The organism is Arthrobacter sp. P1_B3 (assembly GCF_056406615.1).
Genome location: NZ_JBFTZV010000001.1, coordinates 515,772 through 533,238 on the forward strand (window position 1 = coordinate 515,772; position 17,467 = coordinate 533,238).

15 protein-coding genes are annotated in these 17,467 nt (G+C 67.3%); 4 read left to right on the plus strand and 11 right to left on the minus strand.

All coding sequences use genetic code 11. The features are described 5' to 3' along the window. The first annotated feature begins 25 nt into the window (after positions 1 to 25). Positions 26 to 1,465, plus strand: coding sequence for a glycosyltransferase family 2 protein (locus AC1D2F_RS02445; protein ID WP_229993478.1), 1,440 nt, complete (start codon positions 26 to 28; stop codon positions 1,463 to 1,465). Further along, a complete protein-coding gene (locus tag AC1D2F_RS02450) occupies positions 1,462 to 1,686 on the plus strand; it encodes a hypothetical protein (RefSeq protein WP_229993479.1) in 225 nt (74 codons plus the stop codon). Before AC1D2F_RS02445 ends, AC1D2F_RS02450 begins: the two co-directional genes overlap by 4 nt. 50 nt (positions 1,687 to 1,736) lie before the next feature. Here the strand turns inward: AC1D2F_RS02450 and AC1D2F_RS02455 are convergent, their stop codons facing one another. Continuing rightward, positions 1,737 to 1,988, minus strand: a complete 252-nt coding sequence (locus AC1D2F_RS02455) for a hypothetical protein (RefSeq protein ID WP_229993480.1) — start codon at positions 1,986 to 1,988, stop codon at positions 1,737 to 1,739. Between AC1D2F_RS02455 and AC1D2F_RS02460 the strand changes: the two genes are divergently transcribed. Beyond that, positions 1,914 to 2,684 (plus strand): AraC family transcriptional regulator, encoded by a 771-nt coding sequence (locus tag AC1D2F_RS02460; RefSeq protein ID WP_476966103.1) that lies wholly within the window; start codon positions 1,914 to 1,916, stop codon positions 2,682 to 2,684. The two genes, AC1D2F_RS02455 and AC1D2F_RS02460, sit on opposite strands and share 75 nt — an antisense overlap. A gap of 24 nt (positions 2,685 to 2,708) precedes the next feature. On the opposite strand, the gene AC1D2F_RS02465 is transcribed toward AC1D2F_RS02460, so the two are convergent. Both AC1D2F_RS02465 and AC1D2F_RS02470 read right to left on the minus strand, forming a co-directional pair. Next, positions 2,709 to 3,215 carry a MarR family winged helix-turn-helix transcriptional regulator gene (locus tag AC1D2F_RS02465; RefSeq protein ID WP_476966104.1) on the minus strand — a complete coding sequence of 169 codons (507 nt, stop codon included), beginning with the start codon at positions 3,213 to 3,215 and terminating at the stop codon, positions 2,709 to 2,711. A 2-nt stretch (positions 3,216 to 3,217) separates the two neighbouring features. Beyond that, positions 3,218 to 4,957 (minus strand): AMP-binding protein, encoded by a 1,740-nt coding sequence (locus AC1D2F_RS02470; protein WP_476966087.1) that lies wholly within the window; start codon positions 4,955 to 4,957, stop codon positions 3,218 to 3,220. Between the two features lie 308 nt (positions 4,958 to 5,265). Here AC1D2F_RS02470 and AC1D2F_RS02475 point away from each other — a divergent pair, with 308 nt between their 5' ends. After that, complete coding sequence (locus AC1D2F_RS02475) at positions 5,266 to 6,399, plus strand: acyl-CoA dehydrogenase family protein (protein ID WP_229993503.1); 1,134 nt, start codon at positions 5,266 to 5,268, stop codon at positions 6,397 to 6,399. Here the strand turns inward: AC1D2F_RS02475 and AC1D2F_RS02480 are convergent. The 8 genes from AC1D2F_RS02480 to AC1D2F_RS02515 form a co-directional block, all read right to left on the minus strand. Next, positions 6,396 to 8,228 (minus strand): sensor domain-containing diguanylate cyclase, encoded by a 1,833-nt coding sequence (locus tag AC1D2F_RS02480; RefSeq protein ID WP_364747016.1) that lies wholly within the window; start codon positions 8,226 to 8,228, stop codon positions 6,396 to 6,398. The genes AC1D2F_RS02475 and AC1D2F_RS02480 overlap by 4 nt on opposite strands. A 39-nt stretch (positions 8,229 to 8,267) precedes the next feature. Next, entirely contained in the window at positions 8,268 to 8,939 is a 672-nt protein-coding gene (locus AC1D2F_RS02485; RefSeq protein WP_229993483.1) for a response regulator, read from the minus strand. Further along, positions 8,936 to 11,614, minus strand: a complete 2,679-nt coding sequence (locus AC1D2F_RS02490; RefSeq protein ID WP_229993484.1) for a DUF4118 domain-containing protein — start codon at positions 11,612 to 11,614, stop codon at positions 8,936 to 8,938. Before AC1D2F_RS02490 ends, AC1D2F_RS02485 begins: the two co-directional genes overlap by 4 nt. 12 nt (positions 11,615 to 11,626) lie before the next feature. Then, a complete protein-coding gene (gene kdpC, locus AC1D2F_RS02495; RefSeq protein WP_229993485.1) occupies positions 11,627 to 12,256 on the minus strand; it encodes a K(+)-transporting ATPase subunit C in 630 nt (209 codons plus the stop codon). Positions 12,257 to 12,266: 10 nt separating this feature from the next. Then, a complete protein-coding gene (gene kdpB, locus AC1D2F_RS02500) occupies positions 12,267 to 14,405 on the minus strand; it encodes a potassium-transporting ATPase subunit KdpB (protein ID WP_229993486.1) in 2,139 nt (712 codons plus the stop codon). After that, complete coding sequence (kdpA, locus tag AC1D2F_RS02505; protein ID WP_229993487.1) at positions 14,402 to 16,069, minus strand: potassium-transporting ATPase subunit KdpA; 1,668 nt, start codon at positions 16,067 to 16,069, stop codon at positions 14,402 to 14,404. Before kdpA ends, kdpB begins: the two co-directional genes overlap by 4 nt. Positions 16,070 to 16,076: 7 nt before the next feature. After that, a complete protein-coding gene (locus AC1D2F_RS02510) occupies positions 16,077 to 16,175 on the minus strand; it encodes a potassium-transporting ATPase subunit F (protein ID WP_084475820.1) in 99 nt (32 codons plus the stop codon). Between the two features lie 346 nt (positions 16,176 to 16,521). Then, positions 16,522 to 17,139, minus strand: coding sequence for a hypothetical protein (locus AC1D2F_RS02515; RefSeq protein WP_229993488.1), 618 nt, complete (start codon positions 17,137 to 17,139; stop codon positions 16,522 to 16,524). Positions 17,140 to 17,467 lie beyond the last annotated feature (328 nt).

The window sequence follows — 17,467 nt, forward strand, 5'->3', positions numbered from 1 at the left end:
ATGATTCCCTGCTACTATCCCAACGGTGGGCAGAGGACAACTTCACCGGACTGTAGGTCTGGTCATCGCAGTAATCGCCGGCACCGCGGCGGCGATCCTGTGGGCCGCCGTCGCCGCGGGGGGACGCGCACAAGCCGAAGGGGAGCCGCACGGGTTCATCCTGGGGGTGTGGAACGTGCTCTACAGCACGAACGCGCCCGGAGCCCGGATCCTGGGCGCGGCGGTCGCGCTCGCCGTGCTGCTGGCCGCCGGCGTCGCCCTGCTGGAGCGCCGGATCACCACCCGGTCGCGGCGGTCGGCGAACGTTCGGATCGCTCCGCTGGCACCGAAGATCGTGATGGGAGCCACCCGCGGAGTCTATGCGGGCCCTGTTACCGTCACCGTGCTCATCCCGGCCCACAACGAGGAAGTCTCACTGCCCTCCACGATCGCCTCCCTGCGGGCACAGTCCCACAGCCCCGAACGAATCATCGTGGTGGCGGACAATTGCACCGACAGCACCGTGGAGATCGCCCGCGACGCCGGCGTCGAGCTCTATGAGTCGGTCGACAACACGAAAAAGAAGGCCGGCGCCCTGAACCAGGTGCTCAAGCAAATCCTTCCCAGGCTCGGTGCCAACGACCTAATGATGGTGATGGACGCCGACACCCAGCTCGATGACGGCTTCCTCGGCGCGGCCGTGAACCGCTTCGTGGACGACCGCGCCCTGATGGCGGTGGGCGGCCTGTTCTACGGGGAGGAAGGCCACGGCGTACTCGGCCAGTTCCAGCGCAACGAGTACCTCCGCTACGGCCGGGAAATCAAGCGCCGGCGGGGGAGGGTTTTCGTCCTGACCGGGACCGCGTCGCTTTTTCGCCCGGTCGCCCTGCGCACCATCGCCGAGCAGCGGGGCGATTCGCTTCCCGGGACGAAGGGCGACGTGTACGATACCGCGGCGCTGACTGAGGACAACGAACTGACCATAGCGCTCAAGTCGCTTGGCGCCCTGATGATTTCACCGACGGCATGCACCGTGGTTACCGAACTCATGCCCACTTGGTCCACGCTGTGGGCGCAGCGGCTGCGATGGCAGCGGGGAGCGCTGGAGAACATTGGCGCGTACGGGGTCACGTCCCAGACGATGCGCTACTGGGTGCAGCAGCTCGGCATCGGTTATGGCGTGATTGCCCTCAGCGCCTACCTGCTGCTGATCTTCCTCATGATGTTCTCCCTGGACGTGTGGATCTGGTTCCCGTTCTGGCTGGGACTTGGCGGGGTGTTCATGATCGAACGCGTCGCCACCGTCTGGAAGGGCGGCTGGCGGGCCAGGATTTTGGCCCTCACTCTCTTCCCCGAACTCTTTTTCGACATGTTCCTGAACGTCGTCTACATCAAGGGCATCATCGACATTTCGCTGGGCCGGACCGCGAACTGGAAACACGTCACCCGCACCAACGCCGCCGAGGCCGTCAAGGAGTCCGCATGAGCCTCACCGGCGTGCCCGTCCCCACGGGCGTTCTCTTCCCGCAAGCGCTCCTGAACTCGGAGTGGTTCGCCATCCTGGCGACGTTTGTTGCCATCAATACGGTCATGTACGCGGCCCTGGCGGTGACCAAAGTGCTGCCAAAGGTCCACCGTCCCGGCTGGCTCCGGCCCCCGCATGAACGCGGCGAGACCCGGAGCATCCACCCCGACGCGCCCCGCTGAGGATTTCCACCAGGCGGGCCTGCCGTGAACCTGCCCGGGAAGCCGCGGCATCACCGGGCCAGCGAAGCGGCCAGGGCTGCCGCGCCAGCGATCGACAATGCGCATCGCACGGTGTTGGCCCGGTTCCAGGCCCGCTCGAACGTCCGCCAGGAGTCCGCCGCGCCTGCTCCAGCGGCGTCGATCCGGGTGCCGCGGACAACGAGCGGGTCCTCCTCGAATCCGGTGACATCGCCGTCGTCCGCGGGCCTGACCCCTATCTTCTGGCCGACGACCCCGGACGGGCGGCGACCATCATCATTCATCCCGGTCAGGAATGCACCACGTCTTCCGGCGAGACTGTCCACCTCAGCATGAGCCACGGCGTTCGCACCTGGGGCAATGCGTCGGCAGGGGAAACGGTCGTGCTCGTCGGCACCTACACCACCGAGGCGGAAATCGGTTCCGCGGTAACAGCCGTGCTGCCCCGTGTCGCCATCATCCCCGCCGGCGGCGTTGATGCAGCCTTGGCGCGGTTCCTCGGCGGCGAGATCACCACGAACGCCCCGGCACAAGGAAGCGTGGTCGACCGGATGCTGGATGTGCTGCTGGTCCACGCCGTGCGCGCCTGGGCGGCCGAGCATCCCGGGCGGGCCACCGGCTGGCTGGCGGCAGGCACGGATTCCCTGGTGGCCCAGATGCTGGAGCTTATGCACGATTCCCCCGCCGAAGCCTGGACGCTCGAGACCTTCGCCGCCCGCCTGCACGTCTCCCGCGCCACGCTGGCCAGCCGCTTCCGCGATGTCGTCGGCGAGCCGCCGATGACCTACCTGACGAACTGGCGGATGCTGCTCGCCAGCGAGCTGCTCGCGGACCCGAACCTCACCACCGCCCAGGTCGCCGGCCAGGTCGGGTACGGGGGCCCGTTTGCGCTGAGCGCGGCCTTCAAACGCCGTTTCGGCCTCAGCCCGACGGCCTACCGCCATCTCAAATATGCTCCGCCGACACCACAGGCCGTCTAGGAATGTGTCGGGCAAGACGGCCAGTCAGCCGCTGAAATCCCCGGCGTTCCGGCGGAACGTGCCCAGGATCCGGATCAGCTGGTCCACGTCCTGGTCCCCGAAACCCGATTGGCCGAAGACCTCGGAGTTCAGCACCGCCGTCGCCCGTTTGGCCAGGGCGCGCCCGTCGGGGGTGAGCTCGATCAAGGTGGTGCGGCCGTCCGTGGGATGCGGTGAGCGCATCACCAGCCCGGCGTCCTGGAGCCGGTCCACGGCGTTGGTGACCGATGTGGGGTGGACCTGCAGCAGCGCGCTCGCCTTGTTCATGGGCAGCGCCCCGCTGCGGGCGAAGCTGAGCAAGGCCAGCAGCTCGTACCGGGCAAACGTGAGTCCGTACGGCTTGAGAACGGCCTCGATCCGGCCCAGCAGGATCTGCTGGGTCCGCATGATGGCGGTGATCGCGGCCATCGGGGCGGCGACGTCGGACCAGCCGTGGCGCTCCCAGTTCAGCCGGGCGTCGGCGATCGGATCTCGCGGCAGCGGTGTTCCCACGCTCACCCCTGACTCTTGAGCCCGGGAAAATCGGAGTCGGAGTACTCGACGCCGAAGCCTTCGGGAACAGGCCCGCCGCCGTGGCGCAGCTCCTCGCTGTGCCGCAGCTCCACCCGGCGGATCTTGCCCGAGATCGTTTTGGGGAGTTCGGCAAACTCCAGCCGGCGGATCCGCTTGAACGGGGCCAGGTGGTCCCGGCAGTACCGCAGGATATCCTCGGCCAGCTCCGGGCCGGGCTGGTGCCCGGCCGCCAGGACCACAAACGCCTTCGGCACCGACAGCTTGAGCGGGTCGGGAGAGGGGACGACGGCGGCCTCCGCCACCGCCGGGTGCTCAATCAGCACGCTCTCCAGTTCGAAGGGGGACAGCCGGTAGTCGGAGGACTTGAAGACGTCGTCGCCGCGGCCCACATACGTGATGATGCCCCGTTCGTCCCGGCTCGCCATGTCCCCCGTGTGGTAATAACCGTCGCGGAAAGCCTCCGCCGTCTTGTCCGGGTCGCCGTAGTACGCCTTCATGAGCCCCACGGGGCGGGGGTCGAGGCGCAGGCAGAGCTCGCCGTCGTCGGCCTCCGCACCCGTAGCGGGGTCCACGAGCACGACGTCGTAGCCCGGCAGCGGCTTTCCCATGGCGCCGATCTTGATTGGCTGGCCCGGGGTGTTCGCGATCTGCACCGTCGATTCGGTCTGGCCGAAGCCGTCCCGGATTCTCTGGCCCCAGGCACGGTGGACCTGGTCGATCACCTCGGCGTTGAGCGGTTCGCCGGCGGACACCACCTTGGTGGGCGGGTTCAACAGCCGGGTGAGATCGGCCTGGATCAGCATCCGCCAGACCGTCGGCGGGGCGCAGAAGCTGGTCACGGATTCGCGGTCCATCTGTTCCATGAGGGCCTTGGCGTCGAAGCGTTCGTAGTTGTAGATGAACACGCACGCCTCGGCGATCCACGGGGTGAACACATTGGACCAGGCGTGCTTGGCCCAGCCCGGCGAGGCCACGTTGAGGTGCACGTCGCCCGGTTCCATCCCGATCCAGAACATCGTGGACAGGTGTCCCACCGGGTAGGAGGTGTGCGTGTGTTCGACGAGTTTGGCCTTGGACGTGGTGCCGGATGTGAAGTACAGCAGGAGGGTCTCGTCGGCAAGGGTGGGGGCGTCCGGGGTGAAGTCCACTCCGGCGGCGGCAGCGTCGGCGTACTGCCGGACATTGTCTGGGGCTGCGGAGGTACTCGCGGGGCTGCCACCGATTTCGATCAGCGCGTAGTCACCGGCGACGTCGGCGAACTTGGCGATGTTGGCACTGCCGACGGCGGCCCAGGATGCGCCGCCGCGCTCCACCCGGTCCTGCAGGTCGGCGGGTCCCATCAGGGTGGTGGTGGGGATCATGACGATGCCCAGCTTGATGCCGGCGAGCATAAGTTCCCAGAGCTCCACCTGGTTGCCGAGCATGATGATCATCCGGTCCCCGCGCCGCACGCCCTGCGCGCGCAGCCAGTTGGCCACCTGGGACGAGCGCCGGGAGAGGTCCGCGAAACTGCGCCGGGTCGCGGACCCGTCCTGTTCGACGATCACCAGCGCCGGTTTGTCCGCCCTGGCCGGGTCTGCCGCGAGCTGGTCGAACCAGTCCAGTGCGAAGTTGAATTCCTCGAAGCGCGGCCACTGGAATTCGCTGCGGGCGCCGTCGTAGTCCCCGCGCAGGGCCAGCAGCCGGTCCCGCGCGGCCCGGAATTCCTCAGTCACGGTCATGGTGCACCTTTCGAAGTACTCTGGCGCTGCCGTTCCGGGCTTGGCGCCGTTGCCTGGGATCCCGCCGGTCCGGCACGGTGCCTGCCTAGTGATCCCCATCACTGTGCAATATACTAGGACATCCAAGGGTTTGGAAGAGCGGCGCTGCTCTGCAGGCGGCGCGCATGAGGAAGGGATACGTGCCCGTGCAGCCACAAGGACGTGCCAGCGGACAGCCGGCGCCAGCCGAAACAAACACGGAATCAAACACGGCGGAGACAGGCGCCGCAGCAGCAGTTGCGCAGCCACCGTTCCCCGACGCCGACCTGATGTACATCGTGGACCTGCTGCCGCCGGACGAACAGCTCCGCTACCAGGAGGTCCGGGAGTTCCTGCAGTCCCGGATCCGGGCCGCGTCGATCGACTACTGGAACCGCGAGGAGTTCCCCTTCGGCCTGCTCGCGGAACTCGGCAAATACGGTCTGGGCGGGCTGCAAACGGACGGCACGTCCAAGCTCTTCAAGGGGCTCATGTACGTCGAGGTGGCCCGCGCCGACGTCTCCCTCTCGGCGCTCGTAGGCATCCACAACGAGCTGATTGTCGGCATGATCGATGAGCTGGGCTCGGAGGAACAGAAGGCACGCTGGCTCCCCGGCCTCACCGCGTTCACCCAGCTCGGAGCGTTCGCCCTGACGGAGCCGGACCACGGCTCGGACATCGCCGGTGGCCTGGAAACCACCGCGCGGCTGGACGGAGGCGAATGGGTCCTCAACGGCGCCAAGCGATGGATCGGCGCCGGCACCATCGCGGACTTCGCCCTTGTGTGGGCCCGGGACGTTGCTGACCAGCACATCAAGGGCTTCATCGTGGAGACGGACCGTGCCGGCTACACCGCCACGAAGATCGCCAACAAGATCGGCCTGCGCATCATGCAGAACGCCGACATTGTCCTCGACGAGGTCCGCATCCCGGCGGCCAACCTCCTTCCCGGCGCCACCGACTTTTCCAAGGCCAATGAGCTCCTGCGGGATTCACGGGCCTGGGTGGGCTGGCAGGGCGCCGGCATCCAGCTGGCCGCGTTCGACGTCGCACGCGCCTATTCGCTGCAGCGCCGCCAGTTCGGCAAGGAACTGGCCCGCTTTCAGCTCATCCAGCAGCAGCTCGCCGAGATCCTGGGCAACGCGACGGCCTCCCTGGCCCTGATGGCCCAGCTGGCGCGGATCCAGGAAGACGGCAAGCTCGAGATGGTCCAGGCCGCGATGGCCAAATCGACCACGACGCGGCTGGCGCGTGCCTCGGTGGCGATGGGCCGGTCCCTCATGGGCGGCAACGGCATCAGCAGCGACTATGAGATGGGCAAGCTCTTCGGCGACGCCGAAATCCTCTATACCTATGAGGGCAGCTACGAAATCAATTCGCTGATCGTGGCCCGGGCCGTGACGGGGAAGTCCGCCTTCGTCTAGGCCCCGCGCGTGTCCGTGCCGTCCCGCGCCTGGCCGTTCCGAGCCTGGCCGGCCGAAGCGGTCCGGCCCGCCGGGCTGGCGTGACCGTACCGGGACGTGCGGTTGCGGCCGGCGTTCTTGGCCTCGTACAGGGCCCGGTCCGCGCAATCCAGGAGGGAACCGGCCGTGGCGTCGCCCTGCTCGCAGACTCCGGCGGAGATCGTCAGGAAACCGACTTCCCCGAACGGCTCGCAGGCGATGGCCTCGCGGGCCCGTTCGGCCGCGAACAGGGCCTCGGCGCCGTCAGTCTCCGGGAGCAGCCACACGAACTCCTCACCGCCGAAGCGGGCCACGATCTCGTTGGCGCGGGCGACCGACCGGAGCCTGGCCGCGACCTCCGCGAGGACGACGTCGCCCATCAAGTGACCATGGGTGTCGTTGACTCTCTTGAAGTGGTCGATATCCAGGACGACGGCACTGAGTCTGGTCCCACGTCTCCCGGCCAGCGCCACCTGTTCGTCGAGGTGCTGTTCCAGCGCCCGCCGATTGGGCAGGCCGCTGAGGGCGTCGGTTGTCGCCTGGAGCTCCAGATCGGTCCATGCCTCCGTGTTGCCGATCGCGATCTCGACGAGTTCCGCGAACTGGGCCAGCCGCTCCATCATGGCTTCCGTGACACCTGTGCGGGACTTCGAGGTCAGGCTCACCACGCCCCAGAGGCTTCCCCGGACGCGGACCGGCGCTGCCGCCGCGGACTGGAACCCGCCGGCGCGCATCTGCTCTGCCGCCGGCCCGCCCTCCGGCCCGTACACAACGAGGGCCGGCTTGCCGGTCACGGCCACCCGGACGGTGGCGGACTCGTCTGTCGGGGCGAAGATGTGCCGGCGGCTCAGCGTCGGCGGGAGGCTCGGGGCCATGGCGACAATTTCCGCCGAGGACGGGCCCGTGAAACGGACCACGGCGGCGGAGTCCACGTTGAACAGCTCGCGGACAATGGAGGCGACCCGCTCGGAAATGTCTGCAGGGGCGGCGTTGCGGGCGACGGCGGTCGCTATCTCGTGCAAGGCCTCCCATACCTGCTGCTGCTGCAAGCGCTCAGTGACGTCAACGGCCACCACCATACCGGCCGCGCCGTCTTCGTCGGAGTAGACCGGTCCGGCCTTGAGCCGGTAGGTGCGGTGGCCGATCTGCCGGCTCCAGGAGACCTCGCGGCCGGCGAGGGCTGCGCGGTAGCGCGGTTCGAGCTCGCTGGCGAGATTGCCCCTGAGTACGTCCTGGATGCGCCGGCCTTCGAGCTCTTCCGTGCGGTAGCCGAAGGTCTCCAGTTCCTGGCCTTCGGCGATCAGGTAGCGTAGCTCGGCGTCGAAGAGGAGCACGAAGACGCCGGGGACGCTGCGCGCCAAGGCGCGGTACCGGTCCATGTCCCGTTGCCGGCGCCGGTCGGCCAGCACCCGCTCCGTGATGTCGGTGACCACGACAAAGAAGCCCTGCACCGCGCCGTCGCGGGTATCGGGAGTGTACGTGACCTCGGTGTAACGTGACTCGCCCGCGGCATTCACGAGGGTCCGGTCAAAGTGTTGCGCCTCTCCGGCGAGCACCAGTTCGATGATCGGCCGGGTCGCTTCGAAGGCCACGTCACCGAGCACGTCCCGGACGTGCATGCCGTTCAACTGCTGCGGCTTGATCCCGAACCACTCGCAGTAGGCATCGTTGGCCAAGCGGCTGCGGAGACCCATGTCCCAGTAACCCACCATGGCCGGGATCCCGTTGAGGACTGCCCGCAGCTGCGCCGGGATCTCCGGCAGCGCCGACGGGCCGGCATCGTCCCTGTTGAGCGGGCTGCGATTAGTCATTGCCCCAGTATCCATTGCCGGCCCGGCATCGGAAAACCATCAGGGCATGAACCGGTAGCCGATGCCGGCTTCGGTGAGCAGGTGGCGGGGGTTGGCCGTGTCCGGCTCCAGTTTGCGCCGCAGCTGGGCCATGTAGACCCGGAGGTAGTTGGTCTCCTTGGCGTACGCCGGACCCCAGACTCTGGCGAGCAACTGCTGCTGTGTGATGAGTTTTTCCGGATTCCGGACCAGTTCCTCCAGGATTTTCCATTCAGTCGGGGTCAGCCGGATGTCCTCGCCGTCCCGGGTAACCCGGTGCTTGCCCAGGTCAATGGTGAAAGCCTCGGTCACGACCAGCGATTCGTCCGGTTCGACGCTGCGGCGCCGGAGGGCGCGGAGCCGGGCGAGGAGCTCGTCCAGGCCGAACGGTTTGGTGATGTAGTCGTCCGCGCCGGCGTCGAGCGCCTCAACTTTGTCCTCGGAGCCGTGCCGGGCGGACAGCACCAAGACCGGCACGCTGCTGAAGCCGCGCAGCTCTTTGAGGACGCTGGTCCCGTCAATGTCAGGCAGGCCGAGGTCCAGAATGATGAGTGAGAGCGGGTTCTGGGTGGCCGCCAGCAGCGCTGAGGTCCCGTCTACGGCGGTGGTGACGGCGTAGCCGTGGGCCTGGAGTGTGATCCGGAGGGCCCTGAGCAGATGCGGGTCGTCGTCGACGACGAGGACCGCCGTCATGTTGCGTCCGGTCCGGACGAAAGGGGCATCGCATGAGCGCGGCGCGCCACCAGCGACCGGGGCTCGAACGGGGCCTGGGCGCGGTGTCCGTCATACGGGGTCCCCGTGGACAATGGAAGCCGGATAATCATCGTCAGCCCTCCGCCCGGTGTCGCTTCGGCGCTCAGGCTGCCACCCATGGCATCCGTGAACCCTTTCGCCACCGCAAGCCCGAGTCCGATTCCTGTGGTTTGCGGGGCGTCGTCGAGACGCTGGAATGGCCGGAACATTTCCATGACCCTCTCCGCCGGGATTCCCCGGCCGTGATCGATGACCCGGAGCTCGCCGGCAGGGCGCCCTCCGAGAGTCGCCGGGCTGAGCCCGCCGGCCGCCCCGACCAGGACGATATCCGAATCGGGGGCGTATTTCACGGCGTTCTCGACGATGTTCGCAATCACTCGTTCCAGCATTCCAGGGTCGGCGTCGATCTCGGGCATGTTGGGAGGCAGGTCCACTCGCACCCGCCCCGCGGGGACGGCGCTCAGGGAACCCGGGATGACCTCGTACCACCGCACGGGTTTGAGCAGGGGATTGACGGCATCCGAGGTGATCCGGGACATGTCCAGCAGATTGCCCACCAGCGCGTCCAGCCTGTCCGAGCACTCCTCTATCGTTGCCAGCAGTTCCTGCTCCTCTGCCTGGGTGTAATGGACGTCGTCGTGCCGCAGTCCGCCGACGGCAAGCTTGATCCCGGCCAGAGGGGTGCGCAGGTCGTGCGAGACAGCGCGGAGGATGGAGGTGCGCATCGTGTTGCTCTCGGCCAAGCGGAGCATCTCCCGCCGGCTGGCGACCAGTTGCTGGCGTTCCAGCTGTGCCGCCAGATGAACTCCGAACGCCCCCAGAAGGCGCCGGTCGCTTGCCGGCAAGATCCGTCCGAACAACACGAGGCGTGTGACGGCGTCGATTTCTTCCACGTTGTCGCCGGTGCCATCGTTCCTTGGCGCGCCGGCGGACAGGGCTGGAATTTCTCCCACGGCGGCCTGAAGTTGCCATCGCCGGTCGGGTCCTGCGCCGCTGTCGCCGTCCGCGGGGCCGTAGCCAAGGCTGAAAACGGCAGCACCACGCACCTGGAAGACGCTCAGGGCTTGTTCCAGCAATGCCTGAACCGTGTCCTCCGAGCCGGCGGCACTGCGCGTCAGGTCCCCCAGCGTCGTGGCTTCGGCGCGGGCCCGCGCGGCCTCCTTGGAACGGCGGGCCGATAGGTCGACCACAACGGCAACGGCGGCCGAGACGCCTACAAACACCAGCAGGGCCAGGAAGTTCTGCGGATCACTGATGGTGAGCGTGCCCAGCGGCGGGGTCGAAAAGTAGTTCACCAGGAGGCTGCTCCACAGTGCGGCCAGGATGGCCGGCCACAACCCGCCGATCAGCGCCACCGCCACCGAGCCGGTGAGCTGCACCAGCATGGCCGCAGCGACATTCCGCTCCGGGTTCAGGAGCGAAAGCAGGAGCTGCAGGACCATGGGGAGCAGCACAGCGAGGGCGAACCCGACGGCGACCCGGACGCGGCCAAGGTCCCGGTGCTGGCGCGGCCCGGCGCCGCGGCCGCCCAGGGGATGGGAGACCATGTGGACGTCGATGTCCCCGGAATCGCGGACCACCCGGGTGCCAACCCCACCGCCGAGCAGGTTTCCGATCAGGCCGGCGAGCTTTTTGTGCCGGGAGATGCCGACGACGATCTGGGTGGCGTTGACGCTGCGGGCGAAGTCCAGGAGGGCGGCGGCCGGATCCTCGCCGGTCACGATGTGGTAGCTGCCGCCAAGGTCCAGGATCAGGCGGCGCTGGGCTTCCAGCGCGTGGGGCGACTCCTCGGCGAGGCCATCGGCGGACCGGACGTGGACCGCCAGCAGGTCCCCGCCGTTGACGCGGTTGAGGATCCTGGCCCCGCGGCGGATCAGGACTTCCCCTTCGGGGCTGCCGGTCAGCCCGACGACGATGCGTTCCCGGGCCGGCCAGCTGGCATCGATGCCCTGTTCGGCCCGGTACTTGGCCAGGCCCTCGTCCACCCGGTCGGCCAGCCACAGCAATGCCAGTTCACGCAGTGCCGTGAGGTTGCCCAGGCGGAAATAGTTCGAGAGGGCGGCGTCGATCTTTTCGGCAGCGTAGATCTTGCCGTCGCTCAGGCGCTGGCGGAGCAGCTCGGGGGAGATGTCCACCAGGTGGATCTGGTCCGCCTTCCGGACGACGTCGTCGGGCACCGTCTCCGCCTGATGGACGTCGGTGATGGCGCTGACGACGTCGCCCAGGGACGCCAGATGCTGGACGTTGACGGTGGAGAGGACGTTGATGCCGGCATCAAGGAGCGCATCGACGTCCTGCCAGCGTTTCTCGTTGCGGCTGCCCGGAACGTTGGAGTGGGCGTATTCGTCCACGACCGCGGTCCCCGGGGCCCGCACCAGGACGGCGTCAAGGTCCATTTCCTCGAACTCCGTGCCCCGGTAGGGCAGGCGCTGGGGCGGGATGACCTCAAGTCCCGCCAGGAGCGCCCGCGTCTCGCTGCGTCCGTGGTCCATGGCGAACGCGACCACGACGTCCTCGCCGCGTTCGCCGAGCCGGTGGGCTTCTTCAAGCATCTCGTAGGTCTTGCCCACCCCCGGCGCGGCCCCCAGGAAGATCCGCAGCGTTCCACGTGCCATGCCGTCATTCTCTCACTTGGTTTGAGCCGGCTGCGACGGCCGTGCGGCCGCCGCCACGGCGAGGTTGAGGGCAGTCACGTTGACCGATGGCTGGCCGAGAAACGCGACTACCCCACTGCTCGTGTACTGCTCCACCATGGCGGCGACGGCGTCGGTGCTCAGGCCGTTCGCTGCCGCCACCCGCGCAAGCTGCAGTTTGGCGTACTCGGGTGAAACGTCCGGGTCCAGCCCGGAACCGCTGGCCGTCACGGCGTCGGCCGGAACCGCTGCCGCATCCACGCCTTCAGCCGCGGCGACGGCGGACCGGTTGGCGGCGACCGCGTCGAGCAGTTTCGGGTCGTTGGGCCCCAGGTTGGTGGCCGAGGACGATGCCGGGTCCCACTTCACGGCCGAGGGCCGGGCGTGGAACCAGCGCGGGTCCTGGGCGCCGGAATCGTCGGCCGCGGCCTGGGCGATCAGGGCGGACGCGGCCGGGGCCCCGGAGCTGTCTTTGAGGATGGAGCCGTTGGCCTGGTACGGGGCGATCAGTTGCCCGGTGCCAAAGACTGCCAGGGGGTAGGCCACGCCGAGGACCAGCGTGGCGAAGAGGAGGAACCGCAGGGCGGTGCCCAGCTGACGGAGGTAGCCGGTGAGGATGTTCATGGGGATGTTCCTAGCCGATTCCGGGGATGAGCGAAATCATGAGGTCGATGATTTTGATGCCGATGAATGGTGCGATCAGGCCGCCGAGCCCGTAGATCAGCAGGTTCCGGGCCAGCGCCTGGTTGGCGGAGACGGCACGGTATTTGACGCCGCGGAGCGCCAGCGGCACCAGGGCGATGATGATCAGGGCATTGAAGATCACCGCGGACAGGATGGCCGAAGACGGGGTGGCCAGGCCCATGATGTTCAGCAGTCCGAGCCCCGGGAATGCGGCGGTGAAAAGCGCCGGGACGATCGCGAAGTACTTGGCGACGTCGTTGGCGACCGAGAAGGTGGTCAGGGCGCCGCGGGTGATGAGCAGCTGCTTGCCGATGCCGACGATGTTGATGAGTTTGGTGGGGTCGGAGTCGAGGTCCACCATGTTGGCAGCGTCCTTCGCGGCCGGGGTGCCGGAGTTCATGGCGACGCCGACGTCTGCCGCGGCCAGGGCCGGGGCGTCGTTGGTGCCGTCACCGGTCATGGCCACGAGCCGGCCTGCGGCCTGTTCCTTCTTGATGACCGCGAGCTTGTCTTCCGGGGTTGCTTCCGCCAGGAAATCATCGACGCCGGCCTCGGCGGCGATCGCCTTGGCAGTGATCGGGTTGTCGCCGGTGATCATGACGGTCCGGATGCCCATTTGCCGCAGTTCGGCGAAGCGGGCGTGCATGCCGGGCTTGACGACGTCGGCGAGGTGGATGGTTCCCAGGATGTCCGCCCGGCCGTCCTTGTCCACCTGGGCGACCAGCAGGGGCGTGCCGCCCTGGGCCGAGATTTCCTGTACCCGGTGGTCGACCTCCGCCGGAGTGTGCCCGCCGAATTCGGCAACGAATGCCGCCACCGTGGAGGCAGCCCCTTTTCGGATCTGCAGCCCGTCAAGGTCCAGCCCGCTCATGCGGGTGCCGGCGCTGAAGGGGACCACGGCAAACTTGCCGGAGGTGCGTTCGAGTGTGGTCAGATCGGACCCGGTCACGCCCTTGTCCGCGGCGAGGTCCAGGATGGAGCGTCCCTCGGGGGTTTCGTCGGCCAGGCTGCAGACCCGGGCCGCTTCGATCATCCGGGTCCGCTCCACCTGGTTGGCGGGGAAGAAATTAACAGCGCGGCGGTTGCCATACGTGATGGTTCCGGTCTTGTCCAACAACAGTGTGGTGATGTCCCCGGCGGTCTCCACGGCACGGCCGGAGGTGGCCAGCACGTTGTGCTGGACCAGGCGGTCCATGCCGGCGATGCCGATCGCCGGGACCAGCGCCCCGATCGTCGTGGGGATCAGGCAGACCAGCAGGGCGACCAGCACGATCGGGGAAGGCGTGGCGCCGGCGAGGGCTGCGAACGGTGCCAGCGACATGGTGACGGCCAGGAACACGATGGTCAGTGACACCAGGAGCACGTGGAGGGCGATCTCGTTGGGGGTCTTCTGCCGCACGGCGCCCTCGACCAGCTTGATCATCCGGTCGATGAACGTCTGTCCCGGCTCGGCCGTGATGCGGATGACAATCCGATCCGAGAGCACCCTCGTACCGCCGGTGACGGAGGACCGGTCACCGCCGGATTCGCGGATCACCGGGGCTGATTCGCCGGTGATGGTCGATTCGTCGACGCTCGCCAGGCCTTCGATGATTTCGCCGTCCGAGGGGATGACGTCCCCGGCCTCGCAGATCACCACGTCATTGAGACGCAGCTCCGTGCCGGGGACGTCCTTGGTGGAGCCGTCTGGCTGCCGGAGCCGGGCCTGGACGCCCTTGCGGCTGGCGCGGAGGCTGTCCGCCTGGGCTTTGCCCCGGCCCTCGGCGATGGATTCGGACAAAGTGCCGAAGAGGACCGTGAGCCACAGCCAGACCGTCACGGCGATGCCGAACACCGACGGCCGGTACACCGAGATCGCCGTACACAGGGCGGCCCCCACCAGCACGGTGAACATGACAGGGGAATGGATCATCTGCCGCGGCGAGAGTTTCCGGACCGCAAGTGGCAGGGCGGCGACGACGGACGCGAGCGTGAGTTTTGCCGGGGCCTTGGTGTGGTGCTTATGTTCGCCCGGAGTGCCAAGGGGGTTGCCGTCGGCGTAGGTCTGGGCGTCGGTGTCCGTGGCTAATGCCGTGTGAGACCGGGTCATTTGAGAAGTCCTTCTGCGAGGGGGCCCAGGGCAAGGGCCGGGAAGTAGCTCAGGGCGGTCATGATCACTGTCACGCCCAGCAGCAGCGAGCCAAACAGCGGGCCGTGGGTGGGGACGGTGCCGGCGGAGGCCGGAATCTTGCCCTGACGGGCGAGGGAACCGGCCAGGGCGATCACCAAGACGATCGGTAGGAAGCGGCCCAGCAGCATGCCCAGGCCCAGCATGACCGACAGGAAGGGGCCCGAGGTGGTGATGCCGCCGAACGCGGAGCCGTTGTTGTTGGCCCCGGAGGTGAAAGCGTAGAGCACTTCACTGAACTGGTGTGGACCGGTGGCCGGCGCATTGGCCATGATGTCCGGCAGCAGCACGGTGATGCCGGACAGGGCCAGCACCAGGGTCGGGGTGACCAGGATGTACATGGCGGCGAGCTTCATTTCCGTCGGCCCGATCTTCTTGCCCAGGTACTCCGGGGTGCGCCCGACCATCAGCCCGGCAATGAAGACGGAGATGATAGAGAGGATCAGCAGGCCGTAGAGCCCGGAACCGGTTCCGCCGGGGGCGACCTCGCCGAGCATCATGTTCACCATGGCCACTCCGCCGGCCAGCGGCGGCAGGGAATCGTGGGCGACATTGACGGCGCCGGTGGAGGTCAGCGTGGTGGACGTGGCGAAGATCGCGCTCGGCACAGGGCCGAAGCGCTGCTCAAAACCCTCGCCCAGGCCGCCGGCGGCCGCCGTCGCGGTTCCCTGACCGGACGCCACGGCCCAGCCCATCAGCGAAATCGAAGCCAGCCACAGCGTGCCCATCACGGCGGCTACCGTGTAGCCCTGCTTCTGGTCGCCCACCATCCTGCCGTAAGCGTAGGGCAGCGCGGAGGGGATGAGCAGGAGGAGAAACACCTCGAAAAAGCTGATCAGGGCGTTGGGGTTTTCGAACGGGTGGGCAGAGTTGGCGTTGAAGTAGCCGCCGCCGTTGGTGCCGAGGATCTTGATGGCTTCCTGGGACGCGACCGGGCCACCCGGGATGAGCTGCGAAACGCCGGTGGCCTGGTTCGTGACCTCGGTGAACCAAAAGTTCTGCACCACTCCGCCGAGGACCATCAGCACGGCCGCGACGAACGCGAGCGGCAGTAGGACCCGGAACGACGTCCGGGCCAGGTCCACCCAGAAGTTGCCCAGCCGCTGCGTCCTCGTGCGGGCGATGCCGCGGATGAGCGCGACGACGACGACGATCCCGACGGCGGCGGAGAGGAAGTTCTGCACCGCCAGCAGCGTCATCTGCACGAAGATGCCTACCGTGGTCTCCGGGACGTACGTCTGCCAGTTCGTGTTGGTCACAAAGGAAATGGCCGTATTCATGGCCACCCAAGGGTCCACGCCGGGCAGGGAACCGCTGCCCGGCAGGACGCCCTGCAGCCGCTGGAGGCCGAACACCGCCAGAATGGACACGGCCGAGAACGCCAGGACGCTGCGAAGGTAGACGGACCAGGTCTGCTCGGTGTCGGCATCGACCCCGGCCAGCCGGTAGAACAGACGCTCGGGCCGGCTGGACGTCGTGCCCTCGAAAACCCGGGCCAGGTAGACGCCCAGAGGCTTGTGCAGGGCTGCCAGAACAATGAGCAGCGCCACCACCTGGACAACAAAAGATGCAGAGTTGAAGGTCATGATCCGCTCACCACTTTTCCGGATGAATCAGGACGGCCAGCAAGTAGCCGAAGAGGCACAATCCGGCAATCAGCAGGACGAGCCACATGATCGCGTCGGCGCTCACTTGCCACCCTCCGGCCGGTCATCGGCACCGCCGACCATCCCGGCCAAGACGTGGCCGATCCACATAACGAACCCCATGGCAACCATGAGGATTCCGATAACAGCCAGGTCGGCCATTGCAGGGTTCCTTTCATCTGCGCCCCGTTTGCGGGGCTACTGAAAGTCAACGCCTTCGCAAAGGGAAAAAACCCGGTCCTGATGCTTTCTTAACGCCTTGAGGGCGGATCTTGACGCTGTCTTAACGGGCGCGAAAAGCGCACCTTAACGGGCGCGAAAAGCGCACCTAACGGGTGCGGGAAGCGCAGGCGGTGCCGGGCCGAATTGATTCCGGCGGCGGAGGATCGGTCTCAGTGAGCTGCGGCGGTGGCGGGGATTTCGACGTAGAGGATGGATCCGGCAGCCGGCAGGTACCGGTGTTTACGGTGTCTTGCGGGCCGGTAGATGTGTCCGAAGGGGTCCTTCACACGGGCATGCTCCAGCCGGTCCTGACGTGCGAGCAGGCGGTCGATTTCTTCAATGTTGGACGGGCGTGATGCAAAGCCGTCGATGTCCAGAGACCAGGCGCCCGCGGCCGGTGCTGTCCCGCTTTCCAGGGCGAGGGTTTCGAACAGGTCCGAGACCACTTCGTAACGGGTAGCGGGGTAGAAGCGGCGGAGCCGGTGCCCTTCCGGGTGCGCGCTTTGCGCGTCCATCCAGGCGTGGCGGAGCCACTGGAATTCCACTGGGCCATGGGAGCGCCCGAGGATCAGGTGACGATTCGGATCCAAGGCCAGGCGGTAGGCACTGCCGCTGCGGTCGATGATGCACGCAGCTTCTTCGATGTATTCAAAGGCCCCCATAAAATCCTGTTCCGACCGGTGATACGAAAACTCCCCGCTGTCATCGACGGCGACGAAATCCCGGGTGGGACCGGCTCCGGCGGGAAGACCGGATGTGTCCTGTATCCGCCGGGACGTGGTGTGCATGCTGGTTGACTCCTGCTGGGGATCGGATTGCGGCCACGGTGGCTGCAGCGTTCCTTGTTTCATGACAGCACCGGCGGAGCGTCACCGGAACAGGCCCTAACGCTTTCCATATGGCGGGAGGCCACAAATTTGCGCTATCTTAATGCGCCCCAGATGCAGCCGCCCGGAGATGGGCTCGCATGGGAATCCGTTGGGCGTCGACCCGAGGCAGCAGCATGTCATCGAGTTGGCGAGCGGCCCCCTTTTCCCGTGCAGGCGAGCTTCCGGGGCCCGGCGATCATCTCCTGCGGTGATTCCGAGCGGTCTACCTCGACGGTTTGGTCCCCGC

Excerpts from the sequence above, each read along its gene's own strand:
- AC1D2F_RS02450 (WP_229993479.1), top strand. The coding sequence starts at position 1,462 with ATGAGCCTCACCGGCGTGCCCGTCCCCACGGGCGTTCTCTTCCCGCAA.
- AC1D2F_RS02455 (WP_229993480.1), bottom strand. The coding sequence starts at position 1,988 with ATGAATGATGATGGTCGCCGCCCGTCCGGGGTCGTCGGCCAGAAGATA.
- AC1D2F_RS02470 (WP_476966087.1), bottom strand. The coding sequence starts at position 4,957 with ATGACCGTGACTGAGGAATTCCGGGCCGCGCGGGACCGGCTGCTGGCC.
- AC1D2F_RS02475 (WP_229993503.1), top strand. The coding sequence starts at position 5,266 with ATGTACATCGTGGACCTGCTGCCGCCGGACGAACAGCTCCGCTACCAG.
- AC1D2F_RS02480 (WP_364747016.1), bottom strand. The coding sequence starts at position 8,228 with ATGACTAATCGCAGCCCGCTCAACAGGGACGATGCCGGCCCGTCGGCG.
- AC1D2F_RS02485 (WP_229993483.1), bottom strand. The coding sequence starts at position 8,939 with ATGACGGCGGTCCTCGTCGTCGACGACGACCCGCATCTGCTCAGGGCC.
- AC1D2F_RS02490 (WP_229993484.1), bottom strand. The coding sequence starts at position 11,614 with ATGGCACGTGGAACGCTGCGGATCTTCCTGGGGGCCGCGCCGGGGGTG.
- kdpC (WP_229993485.1), bottom strand. The coding sequence starts at position 12,256 with ATGAACATCCTCACCGGCTACCTCCGTCAGCTGGGCACCGCCCTGCGG.
- kdpB (WP_229993486.1), bottom strand. The coding sequence starts at position 14,405 with ATGACCCGGTCTCACACGGCATTAGCCACGGACACCGACGCCCAGACC.
- kdpA (WP_229993487.1), bottom strand. The coding sequence starts at position 16,069 with ATGACCTTCAACTCTGCATCTTTTGTTGTCCAGGTGGTGGCGCTGCTC.
- AC1D2F_RS02515 (WP_229993488.1), bottom strand. The coding sequence starts at position 17,139 with ATGCACACCACGTCCCGGCGGATACAGGACACATCCGGTCTTCCCGCC.